The following is a 15,546-nucleotide window of genomic DNA, read 5'->3' as shown; positions in this document are numbered from 1 at the left end:
AAGTTGTAATAAGCAGGAATTGCGGATACGTTCAGTTCACCGTTTTCTTTCATCGGTGAAAATGGAGCTGCAACCAGCCCTTCAATTTTATTAATTGTAATACTCATAATTTATGAAATCGTTGTGGTTAAATAAATAACCGGTTTTTACTGTTTATATAAATTGATTTATAATCTTCGTCCATAGCAGGTAACCATCGCCCAACAGATGAAGCCCATCGTTGGTGTAGCGGGGGTTCATCTGCTGGTTATCGTCATTTTTAAACTGATCGAACAGGTTGATAAACTGTGCGTCATGGGTTGAACACCACGCACTCAACTGTTGGTTAATCCATAAAATTTCTTCTGTCTTGGAGCAATGTCCCTGGAATTTCCCGAAATCGGGGTTGACCGGCAAAATGCTTTGCAAATATAGCTGTGTCTTCGGCGAGTCGGCTTTAATTTGTGCGGCGATTCTACAGATGTTGCTAAAAACAGTATCTTTCGATATTCCACGCGCCAGGTCGTTGATGCCAATCAGCAAAAACACTTTTGCCGGCTTCGATTCGGTCACCTCATTCAGGCGAAAAAGTACACCCTCGGTCACATCGCCGCTGATGCCACGGTTCTTGATGCGCTTATTCTGAAAAAGCTCAGCCCACTCGCCACCATTGGTAACGCTGTTGCCCAAAAAGATGATTTCCTTTTTGGTATTCGGAAGGCTTTCGAACAGGGTTCTCCGCTGCTCGTAAAAAGTAGATTGAGACCACTTTTTTGCCTCCTGAGCCTTTGCTGCCGGTACAACGTAAAGCGCCAAAAGAATTATTAATATGACTCTACTCTCCCTCATATCATTCGTTTTTAGTAGTAAGCTGTTTGGTACATTCGAGCTCGAATGTGGATGCCGGCCAACCGTTTTCGTTTACCAGGTTGCCTCTTGAATAAGGTTGCCAGCCGTAGCGCACCTGTTCTATCGTTTGATCTTTTGAATCGATGATGATCTTATTATCCTTCAGCCTTGCGCTAACTAAATGGAAAAGACCATCCGGTCCGGCCGCCTCCAATTCCCGGACAGGTTCACCATCCGACGTTTTTAATTGGGTCGCGCCTGAAAAAGAAAGAATCACTTTCCCCTTGTCCCGGCTAATCGTACGGATTGCAGGTCCGCCGGCCGGAATGCTTTTCAAACCGTAATCGCGGGATAAGGCCAGGTTTGCAAAACGCTCGCCAATTTCTATTTTATGTCTGGGATGCACATCCAACGAATCGCCCAAATCACTGGTTACCACCATGGCGGTGTTTGGAATTGTGAGTGCCAATTCTCGCTGCGTTTCGCGGAACCAGGGCCACGAAGGTCGACTGAGACTCGACAGCTGGGCAAAATAAAAAGGCATTTCAGCTTGGTTAAAAGCCATCCGCCACGATTTCACCAAAGCCGAAAATGCATGCTTGTAATGACCGGCATTGTGTGCATTCGATTCGCCCTGGTACCAAATCGCCCCGGCAACCGGGATTCCGGCCACCGACTTCACAGCAGCTTCGTAAATATAGGCCGGTTCGTAAGGATGGCGCTGCAGCTTGTTATTGGCCAACTCAATGTTGGTAGCGGCACGTTTGCGACACCAGTCCTGAATAAAATCATTTTGTTTCCAATTGGTGAGCACATCCACCATGTACGGATCAAACTCCAGCGTTTTGCGATCGATAAAGGCTTCTGCCGGAGCCCCCCCAACACTTATCTGGATCAGTCCGACCGGAACCTTCAGCGTTTTTTGCAGTTGCCGGCCGAAAATGTATCCAATTGCTGAAAACTGAGCCGCATCGTGGGGATTGCTTCGCTTCCATTTGCCCTCAAAAAATTGTAGTTGATTCACCTTCACGAGCGTCGTCGAATCCCAACTTGCATTGTCGGGACGCACAATGCCCTTTAAATTATACAGGCGAAGATTCGGAAAAGCGGAAGCGCCATCAATCACTGCTAAAGCATCGATCGCTTGCTTCAACTGAAACTCCATATTCGACTGTCCGGCACAAATCCATACTTCTCCCACCAAAATATCGTCGAGTTCAATCGACTCGTTCCTATTGCTTTTTACTTTTAGCCGGTAAGGGCCGCCGGCAGCTACCGGATCAAAAGTAACGGACCAGTTGCCATGTTCATCGGCCGTACAAGTTCTTTTTTGTTGGTCGAAGGTCAGTGTCAGCTTGGTTCCGCTATTTGCTTTTCCCCACACCGGAATGGGCTGTTTTTGTTGCAACACCATCTGGTTGTTAAAAACCGGAGCCAGACTTAATCCACCAAAGTCACCTGTAATGTTTTCATAAACAGTTTGCGCAATAATACCGGCCCCTTCGATATTGGGGTGAATAGCATCGGCAAACAAGTCGGGACGGCTATACAGCGGGCCATGCAAATCAATCAGTCCGGCATTGCTATTGCTGGCTACTTGTTCAATGGCTTCCTGAATTTGCCAAAACCAGTCGCGCGTGCCGGATTTAAAACGCGGGTGCGCATTAAAAATCGGGCTCATTTTGCAGATATAAACTTGCGGATTGTTGTCCTTGCAGAGCGAGTCAATCAGGGCCATGTAATCCGTTACAAATTCGTCCCGGTAGTTGGGCCAGTTGCGCGGATCGGTATCGTTCAAGCCAAGGTGAATGATGATAATGTCGGCATCAAAATTCTGTGCCTGGCGATACTCGGGCATTTCCACATACGGACGGTGCCCCTTCGTTAAGAGCGTTGCTCCACTATGCCCGAAGTTTTGGACATCGTAATCGTCTCCCAATAAATTCTGCAACTGCGACGGATAAGAATCTTTCTCCGGCTTGCTCAACCCGTAGCCACGGGTTACAGAGTTACCCACGCAAGCGACCTTAATTTTCCGGTGAAACTTCTCGTTGGGTGCGAAGGCCATGGCTTTTGTCCACACCCCCAGCGTGAGTATCATCAGTCCAACCAAAAGAGTTATCCTATGCAGTTTCATTTTAAAATGCTTTTTATTTTATTTCAGCCGAAAACTTCAGGCCTTCAACTTCTTTCATTGTTCCATTTTCTTCCCTTACCGGCACAAAGGTGAACATGCGCTTCCAGGTTTCTTTTTTCACCGGAATTTTCAGCAGCACTTCGTTCCAGCCTTTTTTCAGTTGGATGGGTTCAGGCTTTCGGAAAAAATAATTTTCATCGGTGAATGGAATTTCTTCGGAATTGCTCGCCAGCCCCGGGTGATCCCAATTGGGCGCAGCAACCAGCTCCCCGTTCAGCCAAACCTTCGGATGTGTATTGTGCCACTCGCCGCTCTGCGGGAATGGTCCTCCTCGCCGACCGCCCGAGCGCGACCAGTCGTGAAAACTGATCCAGGCTCCCACGGTTTGTTCTTTGGGCGACCAGATTTGGGTGCGGGCATAATAAGTCCCCTCCTGCTTGGGGAAGTATGAAGGGTAACCAAAGAAGTGATTCAGGTGAATGGTACCACCAACAAAAGGCCCCTGCCAGACATAACCGACCGTATCAATCTGATAAGTTTCCTGCAAAGTGTCTTCAACCGGAAAGGTCGCATCCACATCGCCTCCATTGGCTATCGGCCCCAGCACCTTCCACTCCATGTTTGTTTGCTTCAGGTAGGGAAAGGGTTTTCCGGCGAAATATTTATCGCGGTGCTCGATCAAGCGGTCTTCAAAATCGCTGAATTCATTGTAAAGCTCGCTCCCTTTTTCGGGCAGCTTGGCCAGGTACGTTTCGCCAAAGTGGGTTTTCTGTCCGGTCCACGAAGTTTCGCTGTAGGTAACTATTCCCGGGTAAACGGGATTCTGCGTTAAAATGTCGTTTTCTTCATTGATATTATTGTCGTTCCAGCAACAAAGGATGCCCCCCAGCCGCAACGAATCGCCATGGGCTGCACCGTTTATGCGTTCGAAATACAATTGGGGAATCCCGGCCAGCGGATCCAGGTGATTCAGGTAATTCAAGCGGCAGTCGATGTAGCGATGCCCCGGCTTGGGATGGCCGCCGGACGACCAAAGTTGGGTAATGGAAACTGAATCGCCCTCAATATGTTGTCCGGGCCGCCAAACAATAAGTTCGCGGCCGTGGTGTTGGGTTACGCGTTCGAGCAAAGCCGACAATAATGTTGGGGAGGGTTTTTCGTAGCTGTGCCAAACCTCATCGGTTCCCAGGTGGATGTAGGGCATCACATCTGCCGGAGCCAGAGTGCACAGTTCGTCCACCAGGTCGATTAAAACCGGTTGTACACGCGGGTCGCTCATGGTATCAAATCCCATGGCATTGCGGAAAGCAGCACTGTGTCCCGGGATATCGAACTCGGGAATCAGCGTAATTTTTCGTTCGTGGCAGTAGGCCACCAGTTCTTTAAAATCTTTTTGGCTATAGTATTTGCCTTTTTGGCGGGTCATGCTTTCCGCCGCGTTCAGTTGCGGATAGATTTTGCTTTCCAGGCGCCAGCCCGGATTTTCGGTGACATGAAAATGAAAAACATTCAACTTATAGGCAGCCAACACATCAATCTGTTCTTTCAGCATTTCCAGGCTTTGGAAATTGCGGCCTACATCCTGCATGAAGCCACGCATGGCAAAAGCCGGCCAGTCAACAATAGAACAGCCTGCCAGGTAGCGTTTGCCGTGCTTCCGGAAAGCAAGCTCTTTTACGGTTTGTAAGCCATAGAAAAGGCCTGTTTCACTTGTCGCTTCCAGGACAACCGAATCGGCAGAAACCTGCAAGCGATAGGCTTCATTACTGTTCAGCTGAACTTGCGGAATAGCCTCTACAATTCGCGGTACAAAACGGGTGCTGCTGTCGGCCAGATCAAAGGGCTGCGCGCTCCACACCAGTTGTTGGGGCATGGGTATTAAAGCCGGATGAACCGGCTTCTCGGTTCGGCATGAAAAAAGCATCCCAACAGCCACAAGGGCTGCCAGGAAGCTGTAATATGTTTGCTTTTTATCCACAATTCAGCCTTTCATATTGCTATTTTCCGAGGATGGCAGCAACGGGAATTTTTTGGAAATAGAGTTCTTTTACGCCTTCGTAAAGAATACCGATGGTGTTTTCATCGATCATGGTCATGCACGAATAACCATAACCACCTGCTTCGTTCAGTTGCAACTGGTACTCCGCCGGCCAGCTCATTCCTTCATCCAAACTGGCTTTAATGGTCATATTGGTTCGTTGGTTTTTATTATTCGGGTTCGAGAAGAAAAGCACTCTTTTCGGAGCTCCGTCAATGCTTAGCTCAGCCGAAATGATGCTGGCCATACAGTTTGATTCGGGCAGGGCTGAATTTGACGAAGGATGAACCTCCCAGCTTTGACCGAAGTCTTTAGTTACGGCAACAGCGCGGCCATTGGTTTCCGATTTATCTTTGCGGTTGCGGTCGTCGCGCATGTTCAACATCAGGCTGCCATCCGACAACTCAACGACCTGCGCTTCGGTGGTGTTCGATTTAGCGCCAACACCGATGTGCCAGCTTTGCCCTGCATCCTTGCTGTAAACAAGGGTTGAGTGCGACGTATATTGTCCCCCGTCGAGCGATTTTTCGCCAATATCGGCTTTAAACTGCGCCGGAAAAACCAGCGTGCCGTCTTCCATGGCGATACCCCGGCCGGGTCCCTGCAACAACAACTGCCAGGCCGGATCTTTAATCTGTTCGGTAATATTGATTGGTTCTGACCAGGTCAGGCCATCGTCGGTACTTTTAGTCAGTAAAAACTGCCCGGTTTCCTGCGGCGACAGTCCGGGTTTTGAAACCCACCAGGCCATCTGATCCTTGCTGAATCCGTTCAGCCACAAAGCTGCCACCCAGATGGTGCTGTTCACCGGATCGTACAACACACACGGGTCGCCCACACCGTTTAGCTCTTCGGGCTGGCCACCCCACTCACCCATATCCATAATCACCTTCATGGGTTCCCAGGTCTGACCGCCATCGGTGCTTCGGCTCATACCGATGTTAATATCTTCCTGTAAATCTTTACTATTATTATAGCGATTATCGTAAACGGCAATTAAACTACCTTGGTTGGTTGTGATTAACCCGGGGATGCGGTAGGTGTCGCAATTATCCTGCCCCGCAGCACGTAAAATTTGTGCAAAACGATGGCTCAGCGGTGCATCAATAGCAGCCTGCAGCCGTTCGCCGGTAGCCAGTTTTACATCTACATTTTCAAGTTGAATGGTCGATAACAGGTTGGCATCTGCTTTCACCTCGAAGCGAAAGCTAAAAACCTGTTTTCCGGCCGTTGTGGAAAACGGCCCCTTAAAAATAACCGGGCTGTTGAAGTCTGTTATTGTTTGAACAACTTCGCCTTGCTCTCCCGATTGCTTCACCAGGCTCAGAGAAGCCAGGGCCGACAAATCGCTGTCGTCGGTAAACTGAAGGTTGATTTCAGCCAGCTCAACCGGGCTTAGTGTTGAATCGCCGGTGATCACCAGGCAGGCAGGCTCGTTGTTGTCGGTTCCTGCAAAAAGCGGTACTTGTTTTTCTTCCAGCCGGATCGCATCAATCTGCTCCAGCTCGTCTACATTCGTATACTTTGTTGTTCCACAGCTCATCAGCAACAAAGCCAATACGAAAGTGAATGCTGTTTGTCTCATCGTTCTGTTTTCTGGTTTCTTTTATTTTGTAAAGGAGAGGAATAAATTCCTCTCCTTTCATGACCTCTATTAGGTGGTAATGATTTAATTATTCGTAACCGTCGGTTTGTTCCAACTGGTCGTCGTTGGCAATCATGCTTTCGGAAATTGAATAGTATATTTTGTACGCTTCAGAAGCATCCAGCGATGCCACCTCGTCGAAAACATAGCTACCACCAGCGCGAACCAAATCCCACCAGCGTTTTCCTTCGCCAATGAACTCTTTGTAACGTTCGTCCAGGATGGCTTGGGTATTTTCCTCAACCGATCCGTTGGTATATTCATGCCCGGCATAGTTCTCGCCGTAAGCACGTTCTCGTACCGCATTGATCTCTGCTGAAGGATCTTCACTCAGGTTGTTTTTGGCTTCGGCCAACAAAAGCAACACATCCGCATAACGGTAAAGTGGAACATTGTTATAGTTTTTACGAGCTCCGTCATCGCCCACAATACCGAGGAATTTGGTTAAGACAGCACCTTTATAAGCACCCTCCGAAGCGACATAAGGTACGTGGACAGCTCCGTCGTCGTACAAACGAATGAACGTGCTTTGGCGTTGATCGTCCTCATCGTCCAGCAGCAACAGCGTTTTATCAGTCGGGCCATAGCGGCTGGCTCCGTTTACCACAAAACCAGCCATTGTTGTGCCTTCTTCATCAAACAGACTTGCCAGATCGACTGCCCGGCCTGTAAATGACGCATAGAAGTTTGAGGCTTGATCTTCTTGATAATCGAAAGCAAAGATGAACTCATCGTTATTTTCATTATCCTGTCCCCACAAGCTACCAAAATCAACCAGGTCAAATCCGGCAATCTGCGACAATGCAGACTTGGCTTCCGTATAGTCGGCATTACCGCCTCCCAATACTTTGCCCGACCAAAGATAAACATCGCCTTTCAGGGCCAATGTTGCTGCTTTCGACCAATACACGTTTTTATTCAACCACAAGCTGTTATCCGAGCCGAAGTACTGCAACGATTGAGCGATGTCGCTCTTAATTTGGGTCATCACCTCTGCTTTGGGTGAGCGTGGTTTTTTCAAAGCTTCCAGGTTCACCTCAAGCAATGGCTCAGTCGAAATAGGCACGTCACCCCAGGCTTTCACCATGGTGTAGTAAATCTGAGCCCGAATACCATAGACCTGCCCCAGCAGATGGTTTTTCTCGTCCTCGTCGGCAAAAGTAACATTGGGCACATTTTTAATAAAATCATTCACATAGTGCAACAGCCCGTAGAAATTGGCCCAGCTACTGAAATGAACGACCGTTGTACTAATGTTGTTATCAATTAAATCTTGACCGGAAGGCGATTCAATTGTGTTTCCGCCCCAGATATCGGAGCGAAGCTCTCCCATCTGCCATAAGGTTGAAGCATAATTTCGATAGCTCGCATAAATTCCGACATGCGCTGCTTTCACCGCTTCTTCCGATTCCCAATAGCCGTTATAGGTTAACTCACTTTCAGGCTGCATGTCCAAATCGCAAGCGGTAAAAAAGCCCATGGACACGAATAGTATTAATAATATTGCATTCTTCATAATTGGTCGTGATTAAAAGGTTACGTTTACACCAAAGGTTACTGTTCGTGGAAGCGGGAAACGTCCGCTGTCGATACCTGAAGATGATTCTTCGGGAGAACTACCCGAGAAGCCGTTAAAGTAGGCCAGGTTCGAACCACTCACATAAAGGCGCATATTGCGGAAGTAGTTGTTGGCAATTGCGCCGTCCAGGTCGTAGCTAAGGGTCACTTCGCGCAAAGCCAGGTAATCGCCTTTTTCCCACATCCGCGAGCTACTGCTGGTCATCGATCCCTGGTCGCCACCGGCAGCCAGGTGGTTTCTCTGACGGTCAACCAAAGTAAAGATCGGAATGTTTGATGTTGGGTTTTCCGTAGTCCAAGAATCGGCGATCTCTGCCGGTCCGTTTTGGTTCCCCTGGGTTTGTGCAATCCCTTTTACGCGACGACCATTGATGATATGGTGTCCAACGGCAAAGTCGGTTTTCACGAATAAGCTCAATTTTTTATAGCTGAAATCAGAAGTTAAGCCTCCGGTAAATTTCGGCGTTCTGCGTCCAATCACTACGCGGTCGAGGTTGTTGATTACGTTGTCGCCATTCAGGTCTTTCCAACGGGTATCTCCCAGGAAACGGGTATTCTTTTGGGTCGCAAATTCAACCGTACGGCCAGCATCCTCTGCAATATCGGCTTGCGTTTGGTAAACACCATCAAATACATAAGCCGTAATCACGTCGTAGCCCACGCGTTCACCTTCCTGTAAACCACCAACATATTTTGTTCCTCCGGTTTTAGCGTCATAAATTTCGGTACCTCCCTGGCGATTCTTGGCAACACCATTGGCCGGTAACTTATGGGCGAAGTTACGCACGCGGTAATAGGTTAAGCCAACATTCCAGTTAAAATCGCCGGCTTTCACAACATTCGCATCAATCTGCAGTTCCAGACCTTTGTTTCTCAGGGTACCGTTGTTGGTGGTAATCGATGAGAAACCGGTCCAAAGCGGCAAAGTCAAACTAGCCAATTTGTCTTCCACATCGCGAATGAAGTAGTCTCCAATTACTGTTACCCGGTTGTCGAACAAGCCCAGATCCAAACCGAAGTTCAGTGTTGTTGAGCGTTCCCATTTCAAATCGAGTAAGGGTAACTGCGTATTGGCATATCCGGCCTGCGTGTCGTAAACAGAAGTTCCTGCATAAGTTCCGAACACGCCAAAGTTACTGAGGATATCAATATTACCATTCACCCCATAACTTACACGAGGTTTGATTTTGGTAACCACCGAAGCGATTTTTGATTTTTTAAAGAAATCCTCGTTGTGCATGTTCCAACCGGCTGAAACACCGGGGAAGAAGCCATATTGGTTATTTCCCAAACGAGATGTTCCGTCGCGACGGAAGGTAAATCCAAACAGGTATTTATAATCGTAGTCGTAGTTCACCTGTCCGAACACGGAAGCAATTTCGTAACCGGTGCGGTAGGAATAAGGAACGCCACTGGCCTCGGAACCTACATTCATCGTGTAAATCAAATCAGTTGGCGACAAACGTGTTGCAGCACTGAATGAGAAATACTTTTCTTTAAAATATTCGGTACCCACCAGGGCTGTTACATTGTGTACGTCATTAAACGACTTTTTATAATTTAACAGAGCGGTTAACTGATTGCGCAAAGTTCTTTGGTGTGAAGCAGAAGATACACGCTCAGTATTCAAACTTCCGGAGTTCAGATAAGCTTTGTTAAACGATTCGTTTGAATTATTGACGGTAAAGTGGCTGGCACGAACCGTTGCGGTAAAATCTTTTAAGAAGGAATAATCCATTTGCACCGAACCTGTTAATCGTTGTTCCAGGTTGTACTTCACGAATTTATCGCGGTAGTACAGCGGGTTACCGAAGCCCAGGTAAGTTCCCGGTTGGTATTCATCCGAAAGGCTTCCGTCGGGATTGTTGTTATAAATCCGCGATGTAGGCGCCAAACCGGCGGTCCGCTGAAACAAGTTATAATCGCTGTCGTAAGGCAAATCCTGATTGGAATGCGCATAGATCAGGTTCGATGAAACTTTCAGATTTTCATTCATCTTGTACGAACCATTGAAGGTTCCTGAGTAACGTTTGAAGCCTGAACCAAACACCAGACCTTTGTCGTCCATGTAACCAAGGCCCATATAATAGGTTCCCTGATCATTACCACCGTCAAATGACAAGCTGTAATCCTGCGCACTACTGTTTTGGTAGAACAACTCGTTCATCTTATTCTCCTGGAAGAGCAAAGTACGGCCCGGTTCGATGGGGTCATCAATGGTTTGCCATCCGTCGTAGTCCAACAAATACTCGTTATCGGCAGTCAGGTACATGGTGGTATAAATCGAGTTGGTGGTGTTGTTACCCGTAGCGGCAGCATGTGCACCAGTCAGGAATTGATCCAACCAGGCATAGCCCATTACATCCTGAGCTGCTCTTACCGCCAAACGGTTAAACTTCACATAGTCGGCAGCACCGAGGTATTTCATCGGATCCTCACGACGTTTGTTGGTTGTAAACTTGGCCCGGAAATTAATACTTGACTTTCCGGCTTTCCCTTTCTTAGTGGTAATTAAAACCACCCCGTTGGCCGCACGTGCACCGTAAATGGCGGTTGAAGCAGCATCTTTCAATACCTCCATCGACTCGATATCATCCGAGTTTAAGGCATAAAAAGATCCCGGCACCCCATCGACCAAAATCAGGGGACTACCTGTTCCGTCGAAGCTGGTACCACCTCGCACAGTCAACGAAGGAGTTGACCCGGGCTGCCCGGTTGTTTGTACCACTTTCAAACCGGCAATGGTTCCCTGCAAAGCTGTTGCCGCATTGGAGCGTGGCACGCTTTCCAAATTCTTCGTGTCCAGCTTGGCAATAGAAGTGGTCATTTCGGCCCGCGATTGTGTAGAATAACCGGTTACCACCACTTCGTTCAAAGCTGTAGTTTCGGTTTTCATCACCACATTAATTACATCGGAATCGCCAATTCTTACCGTTTGAACTTCAAAACCGATCATTGAAAACTGGAGTTGATCTTTGCCTTCCGGCAGGGTGATTTTGTAAACACCGTCAAAATCACTGATGGTCCCGATGGTCGTTCCGGGAACCAGTACTGTTGCCCCAGGCAGGGGACTTCCCGTTTCGGCTTCTGTTATGCTACCCGAGATGCTCCGCTGTGCAAAACCATAGCTGGTCAGCATCGAAAAAAGCAGCAATAAGCCCAAATACTGTAGTCTTACTTTCATTTTTCTCATAGATTAAAGTTTAGTTCGCCTTACATTTGTCTTATGTATTACATATTAGATACGGTAAATTTAAAAAAAAGTTTTTCTGAAATCCAAATAATTTTCGGAAATTTGTTGCGTTATGTATTACATATACACGAATTAATATGAAAGAACAATCTACTACAGGCAATTCATTTGAAACCATCGACACTAGAAGTTTGGTGGACAAGGTGGAGATGCAACTCATTCAATTTTTTACACTTAAGAAACTACAGCCCGGTGATGTAATCCCCAAGGAGCTTGAGCTGGCCGCAGCGATGGGCGTTAGCCGCACGGTGATTCGCGAATCGCTGAACCGTTTAAAAACCATGGGCATGATTGAATCGATCAAACACAAGGGCACCATTATAAAGAGCCCGAACCTGAGCTCGCTTCTTCAGAAATCGATGATTCCGCATATTCTGGATAATGCAACACTGAAAGATGTGTTCGAACTGCGGCTGGTTTTAGAGATTGGGATTGCCGATTTGATTTTTGCCCATAAAACGGAAGAAGACCTGGAAGAATTAGCCCAGATTGTAGAGCAAGAACCGGACTTTAGTGATGATGTGCTGTTTGATGTTGAGCACGAAATCAAATTTCACCGAAAGCTGTATGAAATGACGCAAAACGAGACCTTGCGGAATTTTCAGAATATCCTGCTACCGGTGTTCAATTATGTGTACGAAAGCGGGCTTTTGTACAAACCGGTGAAAAACAAGCGTTATGTGTCGCACAAAGGCCTGGTTGAAATCATCAGAAACGGCAAAGCGTCAGAATACCGCAAAGCGATGCGAAAACACCTGGCCAACCATTTTCAACGCATTTTCAGTCTGGAGGCCGAATCGGCAAAAGCGGAAAAGAAAAGCCCGGCGGGAAAAGATCAGGCTACAAAATAACTTGCTCTTCGGGGGATGCGGTTTCCTGCGGTAGGCAGGGTTTCCAAACCGCATTGAAGGATGTTTTCAGGTTAAACATGGCTATTAAAACCATATCCTTCATTATTCAACCTTCGTAGAAATCAAACTTGCAAAATCTCTAAGCATTGATAAAAAAAACAAGCCGAAATCGCTTCGGCCTGCTTCTCGGTGTTGGGGCTGTGGTATTATTTAACATCCCAAACCAGGTAGGCCGAGATCAACCAGTGGTTTAGTTTATCTCCATCAACTTCCTGCGCCTGGGGAATGCTGAATTTAAATTCGTGCTGCCCGGGTTTCAGGTTGGGTAAAGCGATCTCTTCGGGCACAACGCTGGAGCCGGGGCACCAGTTCGAGCGGCTGAAATCGGAAGAGCTTACCCGTTCGTGCATGGTGGCTGTTTGGTATCCGCCTGCTTTCCAATCGAGGTACTCACCTTCGCGTTCTTCGGCATACCAGGTGCCCGTGCCCGGATTAAACCGGCGGAACGAAGCACAGTCGTCGCGCCAGGGCACAAAGCTGAAGGCTTTCTGTCCATCGACGTAAATGATGTTTTCCTTTTTCACAAATTCGTCGCCTCCCGAATGGCCACCATGCCCAGTCGTGATGTATTTCAAGCGCACATTGGTGGCATTGTCGGGCACGCTAGCCGTAACCACCACATCCTTGCGGGCAAAAATATCGGGATAGGTTTGCGGCCCGGTATAATAAACCGTATTGACCAGCGGAAGCAGCTTGGTTTTTGGCTTGGCATAACAAGGTCCTTCGGTTTCATCAAAGTTCAGCTCCAGACTTACCGTGTAGCCCTCCGGCGTCCAGGTGTCAATCCAAAGGCCAATCCACACATCCTGCTCCAATTCCGAAAGCAAGTCGGTCACATCCTGTTCCCACACCACATTTTCGGCCCACTCGGGAATATAAGGCGGGCGTCGCAACTCCATTTTGTCGTTATAATAGCCCACACCAAAGGGCGTCATAAAGCGCATCAGCTCGATGGATGGCTGATAACCGTCTCCGGGCACAATCCCGGCCATGCCTTCCAGCTCTTCCCCTGTTTTGGGGAAACTTGCGTCACCACGAAGGATGTTCAACAGGTTGTTCTCGGAGCCTGCCGGGATGATAAAACACGAGCCGGACTTATCCCAGCGGTCGCCCGCCGAGCTAAGGGTCATCTTTGCCTTTACATTCACCTGCCGCTGATAAACCGGAAGCGTTAACTTTTTCATGATAATTCGGCCGTTGGCAAAGCAAACCAGGCCATCGCTGTCGGGAGTGAGCCCATCGCAATTTTCGTCCGGCGCAAACCGAACCGGCTCTGCATTAAACACCTGAATTGTTTGATCTCCCTGCGCGGGAATTTCCTGGTGCTGGTTACAGCCCGTCGCGGCGAGCGCAACTAACAACATTGTCCAATACGTTCTTCTTGTTCTGTTCTTCATCTTTATTAATCGTTGTTTTAAGGTTTTAACGGCTTCTACTGCTTTTTCGTTTTTCGGTTCTGAAAAGCGCTTCCAAAACCCGGCATTCTAAAATACAATCAGCTGCCCGACTGTTTTACATCGTCGGGCAGCTGATTTTTTCTGTTATTTTTTTCGCGTGCAAAGATAGCTGAAACAGCTTTCAGCGCGCTCCGCCAGTCGCTCTACTTTTCGTAGGCGAAGGGAAAAATAGTCGATTTCTGATGCGCCTGATCAAACAGCGCCTTCATCTCTTCAACCTTTTCGGGGAACTGCTCCGCGATGTTGGTCTGCTCGGATGGATCTGCCGACAAATCGTACAACTCGATTGGCGTATCTTCCGCTTCGATGTGATTCCGAACCGCTTTCCATTTTCCCTGACGGATGGCTTGTTTGTCGCCGCCGTAGCCATGAAATTCCCAGTACAGATAATCGTGCTCGGGTTGTTTGTCGCCCAGTAATGTTGGCAGCATCGAAATTCCGTCGATGTTCTCCGGCGTTTTCACACCTGCCAGATCGGCAAAGGTGGGCATCATATCCCAAAAGGCTGAAATATGATCCGACACCTGACCGGCTTTAATTTTTCCGGGCCAGGCGGCAACCATGGGCACCCGAATGCCACCTTCGTATAAATCGCGTTTAAAACCGCGGAATACATTGTTGCCGTTGAAATAGTTCGGGTCGGCACCACCTTCCATATGGGGACCGTTATCGGAAGTGACAATGATCAAGGTATTATCAGCAATCCCCAGTTCTTCCAGTTTCGCAACGATTTCGCCAACCTGGTCATCCAACAGATTGATCATGGCTGCAAAAGCGGCATGCGCTTCGGGTTGCGAGCAATAACCACCGTTTTTATAGGAAGGTCCTTCGTCAACACCTTTGTAGTTCTTCTCAGGCTCATATTTCCCGCGATGTTTTTCCATGTAATTTTCCGGGGCAACCAACTCGGCATGCGGGATGATGGACGGATAGTACAAAAAGAAGGGTTCGTCCTTATGGTCTTCGATAAATTTCAAGGCCTGGCGGTGAATCAGCTCCGGGGCATAATCACCCGTTTCGTGATCTTTGTTTCCTTCCAGTATTTCTTTTTGCTGATTATGCCACAAATAGTACGGGTAGTAGTTATGGCCCTGTCGCTGGCAGTTGTAACCGTAGAACTCATCAAATCCCTGCCTATTGGGATCGCCCTCCGAACCGGGATAGCCCAGTCCCCATTTTCCGAAAGCGCCGGTCGCATAGCCAGCCTCTTTCAGCATTTCGGCCACCGTAAAAGTTTCTTTGGCAATCGGGTACTGACCTTCAGGCTCCATTTCATAATTTCCCCGGATAGGCGTATGCCCCGTATGCATGCCGGTCATCAACGAAGAACGCGACGGTGCACATACGGTACAACCGGAGTAATGCTGCGTGAACCGGATACCGCCATTCGCCAGTTTGTCGATGTTTGGCGTTTGAAACTTTTGCTGTCCGTAAGAGCTTAAATCGCCATAGCCCATATCATCGGCCAAAATGTAGACGATATTGGGTTTCTCCTCGGGCTTGTTCTTTGCAGTGCCGGTGCAGGCCGTACCCAAAAAAAGGGAAGCTCCGGCCAAAAGCAATGTATTGTTCATATTCAGATTCTTTTTAAAATTATAGTCAAAATATTATTTTACGCTTTTCATAACGTCTATTGGACTTTCACGAAGGATTCACCAACAAATAAAATCAATTTGCAGTTTAATTAAGCCTTCAATTC

The 15,546-nt window shown here is 47.9% G+C and carries 9 protein-coding genes; 1 reads left to right on the top strand and 8 read right to left on the bottom strand.

All coding sequences use genetic code 11. The annotated features are described in order from the left end of the window. Nucleotides 1–153: 153 nt before the first annotated feature. The 6 genes from C8N47_RS16180 to C8N47_RS16155 all read right to left on the bottom strand — a co-directional run bounded on the left by C8N47_RS16180 (nucleotide 154) and on the right by C8N47_RS16155 (nucleotide 11,410). Nucleotides 154–828 carry a GDSL-type esterase/lipase family protein gene (locus C8N47_RS16180; RefSeq protein ID WP_107823614.1) on the bottom strand — a complete coding sequence of 225 codons (675 nt, stop codon included), beginning with the start codon at nucleotides 826–828 and terminating at the stop codon, nucleotides 154–156. Between the two features lies 1 nt (nucleotide 829). Beyond that, a complete protein-coding gene (locus tag C8N47_RS16175) occupies nucleotides 830–2,965 on the bottom strand; it encodes a GDSL-type esterase/lipase family protein (RefSeq protein ID WP_211316179.1) in 2,136 nt (711 codons plus the stop codon). Nucleotides 2,966–2,978: 13 nt separating this feature from the next. Continuing rightward, the gene (locus tag C8N47_RS16170) at nucleotides 2,979–4,943 is read right to left on the bottom strand and encodes a family 20 glycosylhydrolase (RefSeq protein WP_107823613.1); all 1,965 of its coding nucleotides are present in this window, start codon (nucleotides 4,941–4,943) and stop codon (nucleotides 2,979–2,981) included. A gap of 19 nt (nucleotides 4,944–4,962) precedes the next feature. Next, the gene (locus C8N47_RS16165) at nucleotides 4,963–6,588 is read right to left on the bottom strand and encodes a sialidase family protein (RefSeq protein WP_245915733.1); all 1,626 of its coding nucleotides are present in this window, start codon (nucleotides 6,586–6,588) and stop codon (nucleotides 4,963–4,965) included. A gap of 88 nt (nucleotides 6,589–6,676) precedes the next feature. Then, on the bottom strand, nucleotides 6,677–8,164 hold the full coding sequence (locus C8N47_RS16160) for a RagB/SusD family nutrient uptake outer membrane protein (RefSeq protein ID WP_107823611.1): 1,488 nt from the start codon (nucleotides 8,162–8,164) through the stop codon (nucleotides 6,677–6,679). A 12-nt stretch (nucleotides 8,165–8,176) separates the two neighbouring features. Continuing rightward, nucleotides 8,177–11,410, bottom strand: a complete 3,234-nt coding sequence (locus tag C8N47_RS16155; RefSeq protein ID WP_107823610.1) for a SusC/RagA family TonB-linked outer membrane protein — start codon at nucleotides 11,408–11,410, stop codon at nucleotides 8,177–8,179. Between the two features lie 146 nt (nucleotides 11,411–11,556). Here C8N47_RS16155 and C8N47_RS16150 point away from each other — a divergent pair, with 146 nt between their 5' ends. Next, on the top strand, nucleotides 11,557–12,330 hold the full coding sequence (locus C8N47_RS16150; RefSeq protein ID WP_107823609.1) for a FadR/GntR family transcriptional regulator: 774 nt from the start codon (nucleotides 11,557–11,559) through the stop codon (nucleotides 12,328–12,330). 206 nt (nucleotides 12,331–12,536) lie between these two features. On the opposite strand, the gene C8N47_RS16145 is transcribed toward C8N47_RS16150, so the two are convergent. Then, a complete protein-coding gene (locus tag C8N47_RS16145; protein WP_211316178.1) occupies nucleotides 12,537–13,787 on the bottom strand; it encodes a PNGase F N-terminal domain-containing protein in 1,251 nt (416 codons plus the stop codon). Between the two features lie 203 nt (nucleotides 13,788–13,990). Further along, on the bottom strand, nucleotides 13,991–15,421 hold the full coding sequence (locus C8N47_RS16140) for an arylsulfatase (protein WP_107823607.1): 1,431 nt from the start codon (nucleotides 15,419–15,421) through the stop codon (nucleotides 13,991–13,993). Nucleotides 15,422–15,546 lie beyond the last annotated feature (125 nt).

This window comes from Mangrovibacterium marinum, assembly GCF_003046625.1.
Taxonomy (GTDB): domain Bacteria; phylum Bacteroidota; class Bacteroidia; order Bacteroidales; family Prolixibacteraceae; genus Mangrovibacterium; species Mangrovibacterium marinum.
Note: the sequence above shows the minus strand (reverse complement) of the source record. Positions and strands in the feature narration are given on the sequence as shown.

Coding starts and splice junctions, on each gene's coding strand:
- C8N47_RS16180 (WP_107823614.1), bottom strand. CDS start 828: ATGAGGGAGAGTAGAGTCATATTAATAATTCTTTTGGCGCTTTACGTT.
- C8N47_RS16175 (WP_211316179.1), bottom strand. CDS start 2,965: ATGAAACTGCATAGGATAACTCTTTTGGTTGGACTGATGATACTCACG.
- C8N47_RS16165 (WP_245915733.1), bottom strand. CDS start 6,588: ATGAGACAAACAGCATTCACTTTCGTATTGGCTTTGTTGCTGATGAGC.
- C8N47_RS16160 (WP_107823611.1), bottom strand. CDS start 8,164: ATGAAGAATGCAATATTATTAATACTATTCGTGTCCATGGGCTTTTTT.
- C8N47_RS16155 (WP_107823610.1), bottom strand. CDS start 11,410: ATGAAAGTAAGACTACAGTATTTGGGCTTATTGCTGCTTTTTTCGATG.
- C8N47_RS16150 (WP_107823609.1), top strand. CDS start 11,557: ATGAAAGAACAATCTACTACAGGCAATTCATTTGAAACCATCGACACT.
- C8N47_RS16145 (WP_211316178.1), bottom strand. CDS start 13,787: ATGAAGAACAGAACAAGAAGAACGTATTGGACAATGTTGTTAGTTGCG.
- C8N47_RS16140 (WP_107823607.1), bottom strand. CDS start 15,421: ATGAACAATACATTGCTTTTGGCCGGAGCTTCCCTTTTTTTGGGTACG.